The organism is Acinetobacter bereziniae (assembly GCF_016576965.1).
Classification (GTDB): Bacteria; Pseudomonadota; Gammaproteobacteria; order Pseudomonadales; family Moraxellaceae; genus Acinetobacter; species Acinetobacter bereziniae.
Genome location: NZ_CP066119.1, coordinates 4055106 through 4073586 on the forward strand (window position 1 = coordinate 4055106; position 18481 = coordinate 4073586).

General features: G+C 33.6%; 23 protein-coding genes. 4 read left to right on the forward strand and 19 right to left on the reverse strand.

Going from position 1 to position 18481, the window contains the following annotated elements; genetic code table 11:
* Window positions 1-11: 11 nt before the first annotated feature.
* Together I9192_RS18895 and I9192_RS18900 are read right to left on the reverse strand one after the other, a co-directional pair.
* On the reverse strand, window positions 12-707 hold the full coding sequence (locus I9192_RS18895) for a GntR family transcriptional regulator (RefSeq protein ID WP_005031184.1): 696 nt from the start codon (window positions 705-707) through the stop codon (window positions 12-14).
* A gap of 167 nt (window positions 708-874) precedes the next feature.
* Window positions 875-1678, reverse strand: coding sequence for a sulfite exporter TauE/SafE family protein (locus I9192_RS18900; RefSeq protein WP_005031185.1), 804 nt, complete (start codon window positions 1676-1678; stop codon window positions 875-877).
* Window positions 1679-1708: 30 nt separating this feature from the next.
* Here I9192_RS18900 and I9192_RS18905 point away from each other — a divergent pair, with 30 nt between their 5' ends.
* Window positions 1709-2464, forward strand: a complete 756-nt coding sequence (locus I9192_RS18905; RefSeq protein WP_005031186.1) for a biotin--[acetyl-CoA-carboxylase] ligase — start codon at window positions 1709-1711, stop codon at window positions 2462-2464.
* Window positions 2465-2563: 99 nt separating this feature from the next.
* Window positions 2564-3301, forward strand: coding sequence for a type III pantothenate kinase (locus I9192_RS18910; protein WP_004830299.1), 738 nt, complete (start codon window positions 2564-2566; stop codon window positions 3299-3301).
* A gap of 2 nt (window positions 3302-3303) precedes the next feature.
* Here I9192_RS18910 and I9192_RS18915 read toward each other — a convergent pair whose 3' ends face one another.
* The 3 genes from I9192_RS18915 to ffh form a co-directional block, all read right to left on the reverse strand.
* Window positions 3304-3900: a glutathione S-transferase family protein gene (locus I9192_RS18915; protein ID WP_004830300.1), complete on the reverse strand. Its 597-nt coding sequence runs from the start codon at window positions 3898-3900 to the stop codon at window positions 3304-3306.
* Window positions 3901-4159: 259 nt separating this feature from the next.
* A complete protein-coding gene (locus I9192_RS18920) occupies window positions 4160-4729 on the reverse strand; it encodes an RBBP9/YdeN family alpha/beta hydrolase (protein WP_004830301.1) in 570 nt (189 codons plus the stop codon).
* Window positions 4730-4862: 133 nt separating this feature from the next.
* The gene (gene ffh / locus I9192_RS18925) at window positions 4863-6269 is read right to left on the reverse strand and encodes a signal recognition particle protein (protein WP_004830302.1); all 1407 of its coding nucleotides are present in this window, start codon (window positions 6267-6269) and stop codon (window positions 4863-4865) included.
* Between the two features lie 144 nt (window positions 6270-6413).
* Between ffh and I9192_RS18930 the strand changes: the two genes are divergently transcribed.
* Window positions 6414-7223, forward strand: coding sequence for a cytochrome C assembly family protein (locus tag I9192_RS18930; protein ID WP_004830303.1), 810 nt, complete (start codon window positions 6414-6416; stop codon window positions 7221-7223).
* A gap of 138 nt (window positions 7224-7361) precedes the next feature.
* Here the strand turns inward: I9192_RS18930 and I9192_RS18935 are convergent, their stop codons facing one another.
* Window positions 7362-8108, reverse strand: coding sequence for an IS5-like element ISAbe13 family transposase (locus I9192_RS18935; RefSeq protein ID WP_058971775.1), 747 nt, complete (start codon window positions 8106-8108; stop codon window positions 7362-7364).
* 268 nt (window positions 8109-8376) lie between these two features.
* Between I9192_RS18935 and I9192_RS18940 the strand changes: the two genes are divergently transcribed.
* Window positions 8377-9303: a tRNA dihydrouridine synthase gene (locus I9192_RS18940; protein WP_010590853.1), complete on the forward strand. Its 927-nt coding sequence runs from the start codon at window positions 8377-8379 to the stop codon at window positions 9301-9303.
* On the opposite strand, the gene I9192_RS18945 is transcribed toward I9192_RS18940, so the two are convergent.
* The 13 genes from I9192_RS18945 to I9192_RS19005 form a co-directional block, all read right to left on the reverse strand.
* A complete protein-coding gene (locus tag I9192_RS18945; RefSeq protein ID WP_004830305.1) occupies window positions 9292-9669 on the reverse strand; it encodes an SseB family protein in 378 nt (125 codons plus the stop codon). The genes I9192_RS18940 and I9192_RS18945 overlap by 12 nt on opposite strands.
* Before the next feature lie 36 nt (window positions 9670-9705).
* Entirely contained in the window at window positions 9706-10260 is a 555-nt protein-coding gene (locus I9192_RS18950) for a hypothetical protein (protein WP_005031187.1), read from the reverse strand.
* Window positions 10257-10820, reverse strand: a complete 564-nt coding sequence (locus tag I9192_RS18955; RefSeq protein WP_010590854.1) for a hypothetical protein — start codon at window positions 10818-10820, stop codon at window positions 10257-10259. The genes I9192_RS18950 and I9192_RS18955 overlap by 4 nt, the downstream gene beginning before the upstream one ends.
* Window positions 10821-10840: 20 nt before the next feature.
* Window positions 10841-11904 (reverse strand): IS3 family transposase gene (locus I9192_RS18960; RefSeq protein ID WP_128080853.1). Its coding sequence is split into 2 segments (ribosomal slippage): window positions 10841-11652 and window positions 11652-11904, totalling 1065 coding nucleotides; the frame shifts between segments, so codons are not numbered across the junction.
* A 65-nt stretch (window positions 11905-11969) separates the two neighbouring features.
* A complete protein-coding gene (locus I9192_RS18965; RefSeq protein ID WP_005031193.1) occupies window positions 11970-12167 on the reverse strand; it encodes a hypothetical protein in 198 nt (65 codons plus the stop codon).
* Between the two features lie 41 nt (window positions 12168-12208).
* Window positions 12209-12802 carry a hypothetical protein gene (locus tag I9192_RS18970; RefSeq protein WP_005031194.1) on the reverse strand — a complete coding sequence of 198 codons (594 nt, stop codon included), beginning with the start codon at window positions 12800-12802 and terminating at the stop codon, window positions 12209-12211.
* Between the two features lie 27 nt (window positions 12803-12829).
* Complete coding sequence (locus I9192_RS18975; protein WP_005031195.1) at window positions 12830-13555, reverse strand: hypothetical protein; 726 nt, start codon at window positions 13553-13555, stop codon at window positions 12830-12832.
* Entirely contained in the window at window positions 13533-14246 is a 714-nt protein-coding gene (locus I9192_RS18980) for a hypothetical protein (RefSeq protein ID WP_005031196.1), read from the reverse strand. The genes I9192_RS18975 and I9192_RS18980 overlap by 23 nt, the downstream gene beginning before the upstream one ends.
* Before the next feature lie 60 nt (window positions 14247-14306).
* Window positions 14307-14996, reverse strand: coding sequence for a hypothetical protein (locus I9192_RS18985; RefSeq protein ID WP_200149993.1), 690 nt, complete (start codon window positions 14994-14996; stop codon window positions 14307-14309).
* Window positions 14997-15030: 34 nt separating this feature from the next.
* A complete protein-coding gene (locus tag I9192_RS18990; protein WP_005031198.1) occupies window positions 15031-15753 on the reverse strand; it encodes a hypothetical protein in 723 nt (240 codons plus the stop codon).
* 20 nt (window positions 15754-15773) lie between these two features.
* Window positions 15774-16388, reverse strand: a complete 615-nt coding sequence (locus tag I9192_RS18995) for a hypothetical protein (protein ID WP_010590856.1) — start codon at window positions 16386-16388, stop codon at window positions 15774-15776.
* Window positions 16389-16435: 47 nt separating this feature from the next.
* A complete protein-coding gene (locus I9192_RS19000) occupies window positions 16436-17155 on the reverse strand; it encodes a hypothetical protein (RefSeq protein ID WP_005031201.1) in 720 nt (239 codons plus the stop codon).
* A 20-nt stretch (window positions 17156-17175) separates the two neighbouring features.
* Window positions 17176-18480 (reverse strand): hypothetical protein, encoded by a 1305-nt coding sequence (locus tag I9192_RS19005; protein WP_200149994.1) that lies wholly within the window; start codon window positions 18478-18480, stop codon window positions 17176-17178.
* Window position 18481 lies beyond the last annotated feature (1 nt).

Genomic DNA, 18481 nt, shown 5'->3' on the forward strand with positions numbered 1-18481 from the left:
TGTCCTAGTTACTACCGACGCGATCTCCGCGCCCAAGCGAGTTCAATTTGTTTCATCCGTGTCAGAGATTCCAACACGAGATTACGCAAGTGTCGACAAAAATCTTCCATAAATAAAGTAGCTTGTTGTGATTTTCGGATTAAAATTGCATCAATCACCAACTTAAGTAATTCTAATGCTTCTTGAAGCTCGCGTCTTGAAGTATTTAAGGTTAAAAAATAACTTCTACGTAGTGATGGTAACAGTTCACGATAAAACTTCATTAGATATGGATTACCCACCATATCTTGCTGAGCAGAGAGAAATTGGAAAATACCATCATAAAATTTTTCTGTATTGCCTTGTTTTACCTGTTCAACCAAATGATTCATCATGTGTTGAATTGCATCAGCTTCATGATTGCGCCATGTTTCACTCATCCGTTGCACAATCTGTCCCAATAATAAAGCACTGGTATCAAACAATGCTCGCACTTGTTGTGCGGACATTTCAGATACGATTGCTCCACGGCGTGGGTAAATTTCAATTAGATGCGTTCTTTCTAAAAGCAAAAGGGCTTCGCGTACCGAGCCACGACTGACATCCAGTTCTTTGGCAATACGTAGTTCTTGTATACGTTCACCTTCAACCAATTCGCCACTAATGATTTGTTCGCTAATATGTTTGGCAATTTGTTCTGAAAGGCTGTCCACTTCTTCCAAATGCATATCGTTCCTATCTCGGTTTATTATTCTTGGACAATGTCAATTGTCATTATTTTAGTTTTACCTGATTTAATTCAAAATAAACCATGACATTGTCCGACAATTTTAATGCATTTTAAGTCAACTTTGCTTGAGGGAGAAGTGCTATTGATCGGATATCAAGCAACAGACTACCTCATAAAACCTTGATAAATAAAATAAAGACCAACCAATGTGAGTAGACATGCAAAACATTTTTTTAACATTGCAGGTGAAAGTGCATGGGCAACTCTTGCTCCTAGTTTAGCCGTGATAAAACTCATCACACTAATCCCAATGAACGCATAGATGTGCACATAACCAATCGCATTCTTAATCTCAGTCTGCTCCTGTGCACCGAAGAACATAAAACCTAATGCCCCTGCTATTGCAATCGGTAAACCACAAGCCGCTGAAGTCGCTACGGCTTTCTGCATGACCACACCATTTTTATTTAAATAAGGTACTGTCAGACTTCCACCACCAATACCAAATATTGCGGAAGCAATCCCAATTCCGCCACCAGCAAGCATTTGTTTGGGTGCAGAAGGCAATTGTTTAGATTCATCGACCTGAACATTTGCCCCTTTAAACATTTTAAATGCCACCCAAAGTGCAAAGGCACCGATAATCAGCTGTAAATGTTGCCCAGATAAAATGTCCGCGATTCCAGCACCAATGAATGAGCCAAGTACTAAACCTGGTGCGAGATTTTTAAAAACATTCCAAAGCACTGCGCCCTTTTTATGATGTGCAGTGACAGAGCTAATAGAGGTAACAATAATTGTCGCCAGCGAAGTTCCTAATGCCATGTGCATGATGACCGATGGATCATAGCCCATTTTGGTAAACACCACATAAAGAATAGGTACAATAATTAAGCCACCACCAACACCAAATAAACCAGCGGCGAATCCAGCGATTGCACCAATACCTAAATATATGATTAACTCCATAAATGTTCCTTCACTCTTCTCAGATTCAACATGGATTTAGAGACTCGTCATCTTAGACAACTGCTTACACAAGCACATCAGCTCCCCGAAGTGCTGCTTTTAAAACAGACAACAACATCAACCAATGATGATGTACGTGAGATTGCGCTTAGTGGCGTCAAGACGGTTTTGGTCTGTAGTGAAACTCAGACTCAAGGGCGAGGTCAGCACCAACGGGAATGGGTTTCCCCAGCCGGCAATATTTATTTAAGCACATTGCTTGAAACTCGAACACCCTTAGATGGGCGTTTAGCCTTAGAAATTGCCTTAAATATCTTACAAATGCCGTCACTAAAGGGCTTAACTGGATTACAAATTAAGTGGCCCAATGATCTCTATAGTGCTCAAGGTAAATGGGGCGGTATTTTGGTTGAACCGATCTCGCCGCATCAAGCAATTGTTGGAATTGGTATCAATCTATTTCCGGTTTCCGAGCAAGAGATTACTCAACAAGCCACCTCAGTAATGCAATTAGGTCTCCAGTTCCCGAACCGCATTCAAATCATTTCTGAAATGTATTTGGCGATTCAACAAGCTGGGCAATGGTTTGATCATGGTTGTTATAACCTTGCTGCACGATTCAATCATTATGCTGCGTTTATGGATCAAGCGGTACATTTTGAACAAGTCCATAATTCAATCAATGGGATTTTTAAAGGGATTTCGGACGATGGCGCACTCAATTTAGTGACACCTCAAGGCTTAGTCAGTGTATACCAAGGACGTTTACGTTTAGCGGAGTCATAAGTTTATGTCTGCTTGATCTTATTGAAACATTTGATTTATAAAGCATGAGGATTCAATCTAAAGCGACTCCTCATTGTATCCCCCATACGAGTTCTGTTAATGAAAGCACTTTGGTTAGATATTGGAAATACCCGGCTAAAATATTGGATCACTGAAAATGACCAAATCATCGAGCAAGCAGCCGAATTGCACTTGCAATCTCCTGCGGATTTATTACTTGGTTTAATTCAACATTTTCGTAGTTTAAGTTTAGACAGCATCGGCATTTCATCTGTTCAAGATAAAAAGAACAATGAACGTATTATCCAGATTTTGAAGTTACTGGATATTCCGGTCACTTTTGCCAAAGTCCATGCAGAATATGCTGGCTTACGTTGTGGCTATGACCATATTGAACAGCTCGGAATTGATCGATGGTTACAAGTTTTAGCGGTTGCGAAAGCTGAAGAAGACTTATGTGTGATTAGTTGTGGAACAGCATTAACTATTGATTTAACACAAGGTTTTCAACATTTAGGCGGTTATATTCTTCCTAATCTCTATTTACAGCGAGACTCTTTGATTCAAAAAACCAAAGGAATTAAAATTCCCGATGCTGCATTTTCAGAGTTAAGCCCTGGTCGCAACACCATAGATGCTGTCCATCATGGGATTTTCTTGGGTTTATTAAGCACGATTGAAAAAGTGCTTGAACAACAACCTCGAAAGCTGATTTTAACGGGCGGTGATGCTTATCTGTTTGCTCAGTTCCTTGAGAAGTATCAACCTCGCATTGAAACAGATTTATTACTCAAAGGCTTACAGTTTTATATAGATCGACAGACAATCATAAAATAGTCTTAAATTGCGAATTTAGGCATTGCCTTAAATTTTGGCAATGCTTCAAAAGCATTAATCCACCGTTGTACATTTTTATAATCCTCTAATGAAATGTTACCTTCTGGTGCATGAGCTACATATGCATAACAAGCAATATCAGCGATAGTTACTTGATCAGTTGCAAGCCATGTACACTTGACCAAATGCAGATCCATAAAATGTAAAATGCGATGCGCGATTCGTTGAGCTTGTGCTAAATCCCAATCACCACCCCATAGTTTTACCATCCGAGAAATAGCACAACCATATTTTATTTCACCCGATGCAATTGATAACCATCTTTGTATTTGAGCAATTTGTGATGGGTCATCAGGTAACCAATGACTATTAGGAGCATAAACTTTTGCAAGATAAACGAGAATAGCGCAACTATCAGATAAAATTAAACTATCATCCACAAGAACTGGAATTTGACCTAAAGGATTCAAATCTAAAAAAGCCTCAGTAGCCCTGAAATCAGCTTGAGCATCGACATATTCAAAAGGAATATCTAAGAACCTTAGAAATTGTTCAATCCTATGCCCATGACCAGAAAAAGGACTTGAATATAATTTCATAGAGCTAATCCTCTAATTATCTATTTTTATTTACATACCATATACTACATTTGGCTTCTTTCATCAGTCCTGTTTAAAACTATAAATCAACATAAATTCACCTCGTCATAGCCATCTACCTTCAAGAGATGGCACTTTCAGTACCTATGTGATTCGTTCAACATGATCATTTTTTGTTTTATGAAAGAGATCTATTCATCAGTGATTTATTTTGTTTATGAGCCAGTAAATTTTAAAAATATCACTCCACAGCCTGCGCTTAGGGTTCCGAGTTGAGTAAAATAACCAGCTTTTCCCAGAGGATCGTAAGCGTATTAAAACCATCCGTTACCATAAAATGCCCTGCACCTTTCACTTCAATCATTTGAGTATTCAACAAATGCCCTAGTTGAATACTGAATGGTGCTGGAACAAAAGGATCATTGTTGGAAAAAAATATAAAACGATGAACGATGTTTAATCGAAGCAAAGCATCATCAATACGGGCGCTATTTAAAAATAAATTAAGCTCTGGCAATGTCGGTAAATTTTGATTGAATCCAGCCACTAAAAACAATGCACCTAATTTTCTTCCAAGTAATTCACTAGAAAGAAAAGCTAAGCTTGCAACACAACCTAGACCATGAGCAACAATAATCACATCTTCATTTAGTGTTTTAATCTGTTGTACCAGATTATGTTTCCAAACTTCATATTGAGGATGATCTGCCTGCTCCAATTGCACAATTTCACACTCATTTCCCGTCGCAAGTATTTGTAATTTAAGCCATGGATACCAATGATCCTCTGAAGAAGCATGATAACCGTGTACGATCAAGACTCTTTTCATAGACCTTTTCTTATCAGAAATTTAAATTTTATCTAAGTAATTACATCAGAATATCTAAAGAATAAGGAGAAGTATGTTGTTTTTAGTTAACAAAAAAGCGCCCTAAGGCGCTTTTTATAGAGGAAATAGAGACTTACTTCTTATCATTATTTCCAAATAGTGGTCCCATACCACCACCGCCACCAAATTGCTTTTGCATTCCACTCAAAGAACGCATCATTTTTGCCATACCCGATGGATTGGCGAATTTTTTCATCATTTTCGCCATTTGTGCATGTTGTTTAATCAGTTTATTCACTTCAACAACATCCATACCACACCCAGCAGCGATACGCTTTTTACGGCTTGGATTCATCAAATCAGGGTTGCGGCGTTCTTTAATGGTCATCGATTGAATAATCGCTTCCATTTTTTTCACTTGTTTTTCAGGGTTTGCTTGTGCAATCGCGTCTTGTATCCCTGAATTACTCATGCCAGGCAACTTATCTAAGAAGCCCATCATTCCGCCCATTTTGTTCATTTGTTCAAATTGCATCAGCATATCTTCAAAATTGAAGTTTCCGCCTTTCTGCAATTTTTTCGCCATCTTCTCGGCTTTTTCTTTGTCGATTTTACGTTCAACTTCTTCGACAAGAGAAAGCACATCACCCATACCTAAGATACGTTGTGCAACACGCTCTGGGTGGAATGGTTCTAAGGCATCGAGTTTTTCACCCATACCTAAGAATTTGATTGGCTTACCTGTAATTGCACGTACTGAAAGCGCTGCACCACCACGCGCATCACCATCAGTTTTAGTCAGAATGACCCCTGTAAGTGGCAATGCATCATTAAAGGCTTTGGCTGTATTTGCAGCATCTTGACCTGTCATTGCATCGACAACAAACAGTGTTTCTGTTGGTGCAACTGCTGCATGTAATGCTTTGATCTCGTCCATCATGTCATCATCGACATGTAAACGACCTGCGGTATCGACAATCAAAACATCGTTAAAATTAATTTTGGCTTGCCCGATGGCACGCTGTACGATTTTAATTGGATCTTCAGCAGCATCTGACTCAATAAAATCAACACCAACTTCACCAGCAACCGTTTGAAGCTGTTTAATTGCGGCAGGGCGATAAACGTCGGCAGAAACCATGGCGACTTTTTTCTTTTGACGTTCTTTTAAGAAACGTCCAAGTTTTGCAGCAGTGGTGGTTTTACCAGCACCTTGCAAACCTGCTAAAAGAATCACAACTGGTGGTTTAGCAGCTAAATCTAGGCTTTCATTCGCCTCACCCATCATTTTGGTGAGTTCATCATAAACAATTTTAACGAAAGCCTGACCTGGTGAAAGCTGGGTCATCACCTCTTGTCCCAATGCTTCTTCCTTAACTTTCGCAATAAACTCACGAGTTACAGGCAAAGCAACATCGGCTTCAAGAAGTGCCATACGCACTTCACGTAAGGTATCTTTAATATTATCTTCGGTTAGCTGCCCAGAGCCAGTAACATTTCTGAGACTCTGCGTGAGTCGTTCTGTTAAGGTATCAAACATTGCAAAATCCGCTTAAAATAGCTAGTAGCAAAAAAATCTTTCTTAAAATAGAAAATTTATGCTCAAGATGCTATAGGATACTGTAGTTCACATAGAATTTATATCATATAGCATGAATATTCATCATCCTGAAAAAGGTTTGACATGATTAGCCTACCCTTGGTTTATACGATTTTAGCATTAATTGCCTATACCTCTTCGTTTTGGTATTTGTTTATGCACTTAATGTCTAAACGTCCTGCAAACCCTTGGTTTATTGGCATCGTGTCAGGTTTAGGGCTGATATTACATGCAAGTGTACTGCATAACGATATACTTACACCACTAGGGATTAATTATGACGTCTTTAATTTGATGTCGTTTACCTCCGCATTAATGTTACTTTTAAGTATGTTGTACAGCACCTATCGACCTGTACTTTCACTCAATTTGATTGGGATTCCCGTTGCTGCTTTTGGATTGATTTTAGGTTTTGGCTTTAGTAAACCCGATCAATTCATCGAACAGCACTCTTTAGGATTAGACATTCATATCATCTTGTCCTTATCCGCCTATGCAGTTTTACTCATGGCAACCATACAAGCTGTACTGATTTGGTTTCAAAATCGTGAATTAAAAAAGAAACAGAAAAAACGTATTTGGGTGAATTTCCTTCCCGCCTATCAAGCAATGGAATCTTTACTTTTTGATATGTTAATCACAGGCTTTGTTCTACTCACGGTAGCCTTATGTTTTGGTTTCTTTACTATTGATGATTTCTTTGCCCAACACTTAGCGCATAAAACAGTTTTTAGTATTGTGTCTTGGTTTGTATATGGTGCATTGTTAATCGGTCACTATAAGTTTGGTTGGCGTGGTCAAAAAGCCATTCGCTTTACCATGATTGGATTCTTCTTACTGGCAATTGGATTTATTGGTTCTAAATTCGTTTTAGAAATGATTTTGCATCGTTGATAAACAGAGCACTTCGCGAGAGTATGCGGTTTTTGTATTGTTAAATAAATATATTGACACAGAAGCGGAAAAAATCGTTTTATATGAATTAGATGAGTAATATTAGGGTCTGTTGACATTTAGGGTTCATAATTTAACCTACAAGGGGAGCCATAAAAATATACAAGCTAATGCAACAGAACTTTCATAGTTCCGTTTTAACTTGTCGTATCGAGTGGCTATCCCTCTAAATTGCTTTAACCTACAAAACATATTTTCTACTAAGTGCCTGATTTTATATAAATACCAATCCATATGGTCATTGTTTGATTGGCTATTGGATTTTTTAGGTATATTCGCTTTTGTTCCAGTTGCTCTAATCTGCTGTCTTAATGGCTCTGAATCGTAACCTTTATCTGCACATACAATCTCTGCCTCATTTAAATTGAGTTTTGAAATTAAATCAGGTGCGACCTTAACATCATGTGTGGTTCCATCAGTAATAATGAAATCAATAGGATTCCCATTTGAATCTACAACTAAATGTATTTTGGAGGAGTTTCCTCCAGCACTTTTAGAGATTGCCTGATCAGCGATACCCGCTGAATGTTGATGAGCGCGAATATGAGAACCATCGATGAACAGCCATTCCATATCTGTATTCAGCGATAATAATTTAAATATAGTGAGTAACTTACCACTGCTAGACCAACGATTAAAACGTTTAAAAATAGAGTTCGGTTGTCCAAAGCAAGTGGGTATGTCACGCCAAGGACACCCAGTTCTAATCCTATAAAGAATCGCTTCAATAAAATTTCTTAAATTTGAGTTGAGATGAATGGATAAATTACGCAAAATAGCTTTCAACTTTTGCCAGTGTTGATCTGTTAACATGGTACGAGGCATAGCGAATAGTAGAATTGGGTTTGGCGATTTAATTTTACTACTTCGCTATTTTTTAATCTAAAAGTGTCAACACGCCCTATTCTTAAGTTAAAAATTAAGCTTTCTATACAAAACTTCAAGCTTAAAACCCTATAGATGAATTTCTCAATCTTTCCAAATTAACAATGCCTCCTCAAATTGACAAGCGCTGCCAGATTATATTTGTATGAGTAGACATCTATTTCAAAAATGCGTATAACGCTGTTTTATCTGATCGGGTAACTCCACTGTGAAACTCATTCTTGCTCCCATGGAAGGCTTAACTGACCCCATCATGCGTGATGTTTTAACGCATGTCGGTAGTTTCGACTGGTGCGTGACTGAGTTTATCCGTGTAACAGACTCTGTCCTACCTGATCATATTTACCATAGCTACTGCCCAGAGCTCAAAAATGAAGGGAAAACTGCTGCTGGAACACCTGTACATGTACAGTTTCTAGGAAATAATCCTGAAATGTTGGCTGCCAATGCCGTACGTGCTGCCGAACTGGGCGCACCTGCCATCGATATGAATTTTGGTTGCCCTGCAAAAACAGTCAACCGTCATCGAGGAGGTTCCGTACTTCTCGATGAGCCTGAGGTTGTACATGAGTTGGTTAAAGCAGTACGTGATGCTGTTCCACAACACATTCCAGTTTCTGCCAAAATGCGTTTGGGTTACATGGATCGAAACTTTACCCTTGAAAATGCGCATGCCATAGAAGATGCTGGCGCTTCATGGCTTACAGTACACGCTCGAACCAAAGCGGACGGTTATACGCCACCTGCTTTTTGGGATCAACTTCAACCTATTCGTGAAGCCATTAAAATCAATGTGATTGCCAACGGTGAAATTTGGACCAATGCCGATGCCAAGCAATGCCAACTTGAATCAGGGTGCGAAGATTTAATGATCGGGCGTGGTGCAGTCACGACACCAGACTTAACACAATGCATCCGTAAAAATACAGATGAGCCGCTGATTACATGGTCAGAATTATTAAATTTACAGATTCGTTTTTTGAACGGCACCTATAAAAAAGAAATGAATATGGTTGGGCGTTATAAACAATGGCTTGGAATGATGTCTAAGCATTACCCCGAAGCCAAGGCATTGTGGGATGAAATTAAGCGTTTGAAAAAAATTGATGAAGTACTCGAAAAATTAAATGCTTAAATTATTAGAGTCTATTTGATCAATTTCTAAAATAGCTTTGATCTCTTCGGGTTGGAATTCTTTTGATAATGCTGAGGTTGGGTTCAATACTAAGGTTGCCCCTTTAGTCATTTCAAAAAACTGACGAGTATTCAAAGCAATATATTCAACATCTACACCAATATCATTTTGAATGGTTTCAAGTTCAATAAAAAATGGAATGGCTTGATCACCTTCTGGTGTTTCCAAAATGCGGAATTCAACGTTCTTGTCTTTGTCCTGCGTCGCTAGACAATAAATTTCTGATGCTAAAAGTTGATCAATGAAATCAGGGATCAATTCGTAGTTTTCTTGAGTTTGAACAAAAAGTTGTTGTAAATTTGACATGTTATATATTATCTATTTTGGTGTTGCTAATATAGCTTATTCTCGATAGATATGGAATTGACCAGAAGAGTCAATTGGATCGCATGATGCTTCAACTATAGTATGTGTCTTAAGCTTGACTTGATTTGTTGAAATTTCATCTTTTTCAAATGCAAAATTAAACAAAGAGTTTATATCATATTTTTCAGTTATTAAAAAATTTGAAAGCTTCAGAATATTATTTAAATCATTTTTTGAAATTTTATTACAATTTGGAAATAAATAATCAATAGATTTTAGCTTACCAGGGTTTTGTGATGGATTTACAATTAACATTGAGGACTCCTCTAACTGGATATATTTTGAATTATCAATATCATTTTCATCGTAATTTTTTAATTTTTCAACTTTTACGATTTCAATTTTAATTAAATAATCCTTTAAGCTAGCAACTGTTACACTTTGCAAATCCAGCTTACTATATAAGGGTAAATTATAATATGGCGTAGATAGCTCTCTTGGTGTACAATCATGATCACAATCAGATTTCTTATAATCATCACAAGATGTAAGTAAAGGGATCAAACAAATCAGCCAAGTAAATAATTTCATAAATCACACTTCTCAGGCACTTCTTTACTCTGATAAATATTAAAATAGGTATTATTTTTTATGCGTTCAGTATTAAATTCCAACCAATAATCTTGAACATTTACTCTAGTCGTCACTAAAAAATTACAATATACATTCACATTGTTTTTGATATTTAAAAGATGCTGATTCATTAGTGATGTATATACTTTTTTCGCTTTCTTTTCATCAACTATGTTTAATGATGAAACAAGACTTATAGGAATAGTAGTATCTATATTGATTTTTTCAAATCTATTTCCATTATACCCTGCACTCAGATTTAATCGAATACTTTTGATTTTATTGAATTTAGGATTCGCTGCATAAATTTCAGAGAAGAGCTCTGGTGTATCACTGACACCATCAAAAAAATAGATTTTCTTTACTGTTCCGCCATATGAAATCACTTCAAAGTGTCGACTGTTTTTGGCTACTTCATTATTCACATATCCGAATTTTTCGATATTTTTTATAACTTTATCTAAAATTATTGGGGTAATACTCCCATTTTTAATTGATTTAATAAGTAGAAAAGCCAAAGTCCTTATCACTGTTTAAATTAAGGTGGTTTACCATCAACTGACATATGTGGTCGTTCATGATTATAAAAGTGTTGCCATATTGTTGTATAGTCTTCAACTTCTTCAAGCTCTCGAAATAAATATTGATTCAAACATTCATATCTCACCGTCCTGTTGAAGCGATCGACATAAGCATTCTGTTGTGGATGACCAGGTTGGGTAAATACATGCTCAATTCCATGTTGAGTACACCATGCTTGCATTAAATCACTAACATACTCGGGTCCATTATCACTACGGATACGCTTTGGCTTACCTCGCCATGCAATTAATTGGTCTAATCCCCTCAGTACTCGTTGAGCTGGCAAAGAAAAATCAATCAATATATCCAATGCCTCACGGTTATAATCATCAATAACATTGTGAATTCGGTAACTGCGACCATCACTCAGTTGGTCATGCATAAAGTCCATTGACCACGATTCATTTGGTGCTGATGGAACTGTAAGCGGTTCAGGCTTTATTCGCTGAATGCGTTTGTTTGGTTTAATTCGTAGGTGAAGCTCAAGCTCCTTATAAATTCGGTAAACACCTTTATGGTTCCATGAGTAGCCTTTGACATTACGTAGGTACAAGAAGCAAAGCTGAAAGCCCCAAGTCTTATTCTCGTTGGTGAGCTTCAGTAGCCAGTCTGCAATCATCTTATTTTGCTCATCTAATTGAGCTTTATAACGATAACAGGTTTGACTAAGTTGAAATATAAAGCAAGCTTTACTCACTGAAATCTTAAATTGTTCAACAGCTCGCTGAGCAAGAGATTTACGTTGTGCAGGCTTTATAACTTCTTTGACAGTGCATCCTGAAGAATATCTGCTTTAAGGCGTTCGTCAGCATACATACGTTTCAGACGAGCATTTTCAGCTTCTAATTCTTTAAGTCGTGTCATCATTGAAATATCCATACCTCCATATTTCGCTTTCCATTTATAAAATGTAGCGGAATTCATACCATGTTCACGGCATAAGTTAGGCACAGGTGTTCCTGATTCAGCTTGTTTTAAAATACTCATGATTAAGCTGTCTGAATATTTAGATGTTTTCATAAAAAATCTCATTGAACAGGATTATTCGATTTTCTACTTTTGAGTTCAATTATTTTGAGGGGGGATTATCTTGGCATTGCATTCAAATTCAGCTGATTGACTGGTGCAAATCTTAAATAATTTATTTCTGTTGATAAGACTGATTTATTTTTATCTTCAAAAATAAAAAAACGCTGATCTACATTCGTTCCATAACTATAGTACGATACAGAAGTACTAATTAAAAATACCACCCCACTCCAAACAAAAATATTATATTTCATAAACTTAACCAAAAAATCACTTGAAACAAAAAAATTAATATTTATCTGCGATATATATTTACTTGTCCAGAATTATTGTTTGGATCACAATTCACCTCCAAGCCAACTCCCTTCTCGTAAAAATTATTAATCATTATTTCACCACCATTCTTGCTAAAATCATAAAAATCTTTATCTGTTTTATCAAAATTAATTAAATTTAGAATATTCCTGACATTATTTTTATCAAAATCAGAAATTTGATTACAGTTCTCAAATCTATATTCAATAGATTTAACACCTGAACCGCCTGAATCTGGATTAACAATTAGAATAGAATTTCTAATTAAAATAGTCAAAGAATTAAAATTATCATCAAAATTTACATTTCTATAATCATTTTCAGTTATGACTTTCTTATAGACCAAACCACCAATAAAATCTTTAAACACAACCTTATCAATTCTTTTTCCTTCAGTAAAAACAATACGATGATATGGTGTGAATAAAGCTCTAGGTGTACAATCTGCACTTAAACAAGGATCATTTATTTTGTGCTCATACTCTCCCATAATTTTTAAGTAAACACTAGGTTTCGCATTAAAATCATAAGATAATAAAAAAGCAAGAATAACAATTAAAAATATTTTACCCATTTTAAATTTTCACAATTAAAAGTTATATTATTCAGTAGCATTTACCCTAGGTGTACCATTGGTTTTGTAAATATAAAAAGTAGTATTATTATGTGTTTGTTCAGTATTGAATTCAAACCAATAATCAGCAATTTTAATTCTATTTGTGACTAAAAAATCTCCATATTTATTTATTCCATTCTCTATATCAGCAATATGTTCATGTAGTAATTTTTCATATACTTTCTTTGAATCTGTCTTATTTAGCCCTAAAACTTTAGCATAAATAATGGGAACTTCTGGATTCAAATTAATTTTTTTATATTTTCCAGTAGATTTGTCAAAATCATGACCCAAATAAATAACGATCTTACGTTGATACTTTAAATTTTCTCCATTTGAATACACTGTAGAAGAAATTTCAGGTAGTTCAAAACCTTGACTATAAAAGAAAATCTTATTTATACCATATGAGTTTGGTTCTATTTCATATCGTTTATGAACTATTGAAGCATCTTTATTTGATTCAATGTATCCTGAAGTTAAGATTGCATTTTCGATTTTAGAAAAACTAACAGGAATCTCTTCCAATTTAAGTTGATTTACAGGTGAGTTTTTACTGAAATCTATTTCTGGAACGACTTGATGTTCTGTAGTACTCTTAAAAATATAATATTTTTTAGAATCTTCAATATTATTCTTACAGCCATAGCATGCCAGAGAAAAAAGTATTACAAATATGGCTTTAATTTTAATAATACAATGATTTTTCATAAATTTTATCTGTCACCTTGGTATAGTAAACAGTATAAGCAAAACTATTGACTTGCCCTTTTCCTACAAACCACTCTGGCTCAGACTCTAAAATGATATGAACACCATTAAAATTTCTTTCAGAAATAACTTTTCCATATTTATCTCCACCTTGACAGCGCCCTTTGGTTAAAAAATTTTCAATGAATTCATTAATATTTTTCTTGTCTAAAGCTGCAATACCTATTAGAAAAGCTTGGTCTGTAATTGATTGATTAATATTTTTATGGATATTATCATCAAATGGCACAAAATTATCACTGGAGTAAAAGTTTGTGTTTGGACCTTGCCCAGTAGTTCGTACTTCTAGCGTAGACATATGATGGTCGTTATCTTCAAAATTTTCATTATGAACGACTCCATTATCAAAACCTTGTACAGCAGATAATCGATCTATAACTTTTAACTTTAGATAATTTGATTTCATCTCTTTATACTTGTTATATATTTTTTTAAAATTATAGTCCAAATACAAATCATTATCCACAACAAATAAATTAATAGCTCTAGACAGATTCTTTTCTATATTTTGATATTTCTCTTCTTTAGCTTTTTTACCATCAACTTTGCATAGGTAACTTAATACTTCTTTAGATGAACAGCATTGTAATAGAGAAAAGCTTAGTATGAGACTTAAAATTATCTTGATCAATATTACACCTCATCATATGCTACATAAATTAAAACAAAATTAACCACCACATAAATAAAACTAATATATTGATGTTTCATACTTTTTATCCGTTTTCCTTGTAAAATAAATAAAAAAGTTCAAACTATTATATTTACTATTTTTAATTTGTTTCCCATCAGCCTCTAAAATAATATGCATATCATTTATATTCCATTCTTCCACTTCAGGCATATTTGAATCACCACATTGTAATTTCCTTATAAAAGCATTAACTTTACTATTTAAATCAACACTACCCACTTTCTCACCACTTACCACATAAATCTGATCCTCAATCATAGACACAATTTTTTCTTCTATATTTTCATTATAAGAAACATAGTTATCGCTACTAAAAAATATATGATTACCCTTTAAATTACTATTAGCTAAAAGGTCGGAAATGTAATCAAAATTCCTCTTCACACTATTATTAACAGTACCATCTGCAAATCCAACTTCAGGAGAAAGACTATGTAAAACTTTCAATATTAAATAATGACTATTTAACTCAAAATACCTTTTTATAATTTCATTTTGATTATAATTTAGATAAATTTTATTATTTTCAACGAATAATGATATATTCCTACCTACTCGAACATCGTAACTATTCCCAGCATCTGAATTTTCACTATTCCTTACCTTACAATCACTATTATTCGATTTAAATAAAAAAGCAAATGCGCTTATTAAAAAAATCGTTAATATCAAAATTAAAAATTTCATAAAAACACTGCCTAAAAACTATAAAATATATTAATTATTTTCTATATATTGAAAAAAACGAAAGCTCTATATCACTATAATTATGGTATTTTCTAGTTTTACAATTAACATCCTTAATTTCACCACTAGCAACTTTAGAAGCAATAAATTTTTTATTAATTGTTGAAATCTCATATACAATTTCATTATCTTTAAAAGACCCTGAATAGATACCATTTTTTAAATTAAACACACCATTCTTCATATTTACCAACAAGTCTCCTAACATCTTATTATACGCGATCTCTGAATCACCATGATTATTCAACACATTTATTACACCTACTATCGTTTTCTTTAAAATTTCTTTTTTAAAAATATCAGGAGCAGATCTAACTTCTAAATTAATATATTTGACATATTCTCCATCTGGAATTATTATAATCCTACCTATTGAATCATAATTATCATCAATAATATAAATATACCCCTGATTTTCATATATATTCATATTATCCAATGTTTTTCCATTTTGAATTTTATCAAAAAAATTCACTACACTTATTCCTAAATTCTTCTTTATAGGATTTTCCATTAAACTTTCCGAAGGTAAATACTTGTTTATATCCAGATTTACATTAGGTTCTTTATTTAGACAGAACTTATTTATCAAATCTATATCTTTACTATTATTCGTTATTACTTTACCATCACAACCAACAGTAAAAGCTAGAACCAACCCTAAATATATCTTGTAATTACCCTTATTAAAAATCATTATTTTAAATCACTTAAAATTTATTTTCTATAAATATGAAATTGACCATTCTGTGACTTAATATCACATGAAATTTCATAAACAATCTTATCTCCATTGTAAATTGTATTAGTTAAAAAACCTTCCTTAATGTTATTAATATCAAATTTAAAAAAACCTTCATTAACTTTAGTATTTTTAAAAATGTTTATAATTTTTTTTATTCTATCTTTATCTATTAATTGAATTGATGAACACATTAAAAATTCATAATCTATCGATTTAACCTTGCCTGTTGATAGATTTGGATTGATTGTTAACATAGCTTCATTTTCAAGATCTATATAATTTGAGTTATCTTTATCTTTAAAACTATATCCCTTCAAAATTTCACTACTCAAGACATCTTTGCTTAATAAGACAGTAGCAAAATTTTCATAATTTAAAAACTCAAGATCCTTTAACTTCTCATATGGAATTTTATAGTAAGGCGAATTAAATTTCTCTGGAGTACAATCTGAATTAAAACATGGATCATTTATATTCTTTTTATTGACACTATGAGCCTCTAATTGAGTATCCCCTTTATTTTCAGAAGAACAAGACACACACAAAATAAAAAAAACTATAAAAAAAAATTCGCTTTCAAAACTCATATTCTCCATTAAATGTAGAAATTTTTTTCTTTAAATTACTAAATTTATTAGAAATCACACTTCTTAGGATTATCTTCACTCTTATAAATATTAAAGTAAGTATTATTTTTTATACGTTCTGTATTTAATTCCAACCAATAATCTTTAAAATTTATTCTTGTTGTCACCAAGTACTTACAATATTCATTTATATTATTTCTTATATTTAAAACATGCTTATTCAAAATTGTTTGATATATATATCTCGACTCATCTTCATCAGCAATATCCAACGACGAAATCAGAGATACAGGAATTTCTGTATCCAAATTTATTTCTTCAAATTTATTTCCATTATATCCCATACTCAAATTCAATCTAACACTTTTGAGTTGATTAAATTTAGAATTTGTTGCATAAATCTCAGAAAAAAAATCTGGCACATCCCCCCCATTATTAAAAAAGTATATTTTCTTCATAGTTAAGCCATAATCAATAACTTCAAAATGTTTTTCATTTATTAATTCATCACTATTTTTATATCCTTTCTTTTCAATATTATTTATTATTTTACCTAAACTGATTGGTATCTCTTTTAATTTAAGTTGATTTACTGGAGCAAACCTTGAGTAGTTTATTTCAGAACTTAACTCTATATCATTCTTATTTTCAAAGACATAAACAGATTTTTCTCTTTTAATGAATTTCTTCTCTGAGTTATTTCCAGAACTACAAGATGAAATAAAAAAAGAGCATATTAAAAAACTTATCTTAAAATAAATATTCATAACGATTCTCCATCATTTTATCAATTCATACTTTTGTCTTGGCGCATGATATCCCACTGCCATTTAAAAAATGTAAATGACTTTTTATCAGTATGAAAAGGGTTGTTATTTCCCAAACTATCTGTCATATAATCCATATAGTTTTCAGTCGAACCACGATAAAAAGTGTGTTTTGCCATACTTCCCTTTTGAAATGTATGAGGTAATGAAAATGAATGACCAAGCTCATGTGGATAAGAATGTGCATGATTCAAATTTGATTTAAAAACAATAACCATATCCCCCCAGACATGACCATCAAGTGTACAAACACCTCCAGCTTCTGTCTGCTTTGTAGTTAAGAAAACGAATGTTTTCTTACTATTTGATATTCCATTTCCATTTTGATCAATTCCACCATTAACCTGTATTGGACCATACTTATTATATAATTCTCGTAAAACTCTTGCGAAATTAGAAGCTTGTGTTTTGCTAGTTGCTCCTTGAATAAAATTTACTAAAGGATCATTCTGATACTTTGTTAAGTCTAACACCGCCTCTCTTTTAATTTCTGCACGAATCAATGCCTGATTAAATGCTATACGTTTTATCAGATATTCATAAGCATCTACACGATCAGGTAGAACTGGTTTTCCACCTCTATATTCAGTAACAACTGGAATCAATATAATATCTGCATGTTTCACAATGCTATTCTTATAGAGCATTAATTTTCCTACTTCAACTTTCACACTTCCTTTCTTTGCAAATACTTTAATTTCCTCATGGTCATTTAACCATCCACCTTGACATTTAATTAAAATACTACGAACCAGATGATAGTATTGTTTTTTTCCATCTGAATCTTTTACTTTCTTTTTAAGTGCATTTACTAAAAGGATTTGTTTAGGTGATAGTTGAATAAAGTTATTTTGACATTCAAAAATCAATTCTGTTCCATCATTACTTAAAGGTTCTATTTCTTCTATAAATAAATCTAATTTTACTCCATCTTTTGTCATCTTTGATATATGTGGGCTATTAGAATCCTCAATATAAGAAAATAGACTTAACCAAGCAGGAAAGTATTCTTGTCCATAAGGTGAGATTGGATTTTTAACATCAGTTTTATATTCATTTTTTAATTTTTGTACGTCAACACAAAGAGGTTTTTTCGCATTACTTGCTTCTGCAATAAATTTATTCGCATAAATATAGTCATCTCTCAACCAATCAAAGCCATAGTTACCACTATAGTCTTGAGGTCTACGAAAATGTACTAAAAATTTTTTCAAACACGTTGCACACGAAGTACCCGCTGTCGGACTTGCGCCACCCACACCCATC

What these genes read in the sequence shown, in the direction of transcription:
- I9192_RS18965 (WP_005031193.1), bottom strand. Translation starts at nt 12,167, where the DNA reads ATGAAATATAATATTTTTGTTTGGAGTGGGGTGGTATTTTTAATTAGT.
- I9192_RS18905 (WP_005031186.1), top strand. Translation starts at nt 1,709, where the DNA reads ATGGATTTAGAGACTCGTCATCTTAGACAACTGCTTACACAAGCACAT.
- I9192_RS19005 (WP_200149994.1), bottom strand. Translation starts at nt 18,480, where the DNA reads ATGGGTGTGGGTGGCGCAAGTCCGACAGCGGGTACTTCGTGTGCAACG.
- I9192_RS18900 (WP_005031185.1), bottom strand. Translation starts at nt 1,678, where the DNA reads ATGGAGTTAATCATATATTTAGGTATTGGTGCAATCGCTGGATTCGCC.
- I9192_RS18990 (WP_005031198.1), bottom strand. Translation starts at nt 15,753, where the DNA reads ATGATTTTTAATAAGGGTAATTACAAGATATATTTAGGGTTGGTTCTA.
- I9192_RS18910 (WP_004830299.1), top strand. Translation starts at nt 2,564, where the DNA reads ATGAAAGCACTTTGGTTAGATATTGGAAATACCCGGCTAAAATATTGG.
- I9192_RS18985 (WP_200149993.1), bottom strand. Translation starts at nt 14,996, where the DNA reads ATGAAATTTTTAATTTTGATATTAACGATTTTTTTAATAAGCGCATTT.
- I9192_RS18945 (WP_004830305.1), bottom strand. Translation starts at nt 9,669, where the DNA reads ATGTCAAATTTACAACAACTTTTTGTTCAAACTCAAGAAAACTACGAA.
- ffh (WP_004830302.1), bottom strand. Translation starts at nt 6,269, where the DNA reads ATGTTTGATACCTTAACAGAACGACTCACGCAGAGTCTCAGAAATGTT.
- I9192_RS18935 (WP_058971775.1), bottom strand. Translation starts at nt 8,108, where the DNA reads ATGCCTCGTACCATGTTAACAGATCAACACTGGCAAAAGTTGAAAGCT.
- I9192_RS18950 (WP_005031187.1), bottom strand. Translation starts at nt 10,260, where the DNA reads ATGAAATTATTTACTTGGCTGATTTGTTTGATCCCTTTACTTACATCT.
- I9192_RS18920 (WP_004830301.1), bottom strand. Translation starts at nt 4,729, where the DNA reads ATGAAAAGAGTCTTGATCGTACACGGTTATCATGCTTCTTCAGAGGAT.
- I9192_RS18995 (WP_010590856.1), bottom strand. Translation starts at nt 16,388, where the DNA reads ATGAGTTTTGAAAGCGAATTTTTTTTTATAGTTTTTTTTATTTTGTGT.
- I9192_RS19000 (WP_005031201.1), bottom strand. Translation starts at nt 17,155, where the DNA reads ATGAATATTTATTTTAAGATAAGTTTTTTAATATGCTCTTTTTTTATT.
- I9192_RS18975 (WP_005031195.1), bottom strand. Translation starts at nt 13,555, where the DNA reads ATGAAAAATCATTGTATTATTAAAATTAAAGCCATATTTGTAATACTT.
- I9192_RS18970 (WP_005031194.1), bottom strand. Translation starts at nt 12,802, where the DNA reads ATGGGTAAAATATTTTTAATTGTTATTCTTGCTTTTTTATTATCTTAT.
- I9192_RS18930 (WP_004830303.1), top strand. Translation starts at nt 6,414, where the DNA reads ATGATTAGCCTACCCTTGGTTTATACGATTTTAGCATTAATTGCCTAT.
- I9192_RS18915 (WP_004830300.1), bottom strand. Translation starts at nt 3,900, where the DNA reads ATGAAATTATATTCAAGTCCTTTTTCTGGTCATGGGCATAGGATTGAA.
- I9192_RS18895 (WP_005031184.1), bottom strand. Translation starts at nt 707, where the DNA reads ATGCATTTGGAAGAAGTGGACAGCCTTTCAGAACAAATTGCCAAACAT.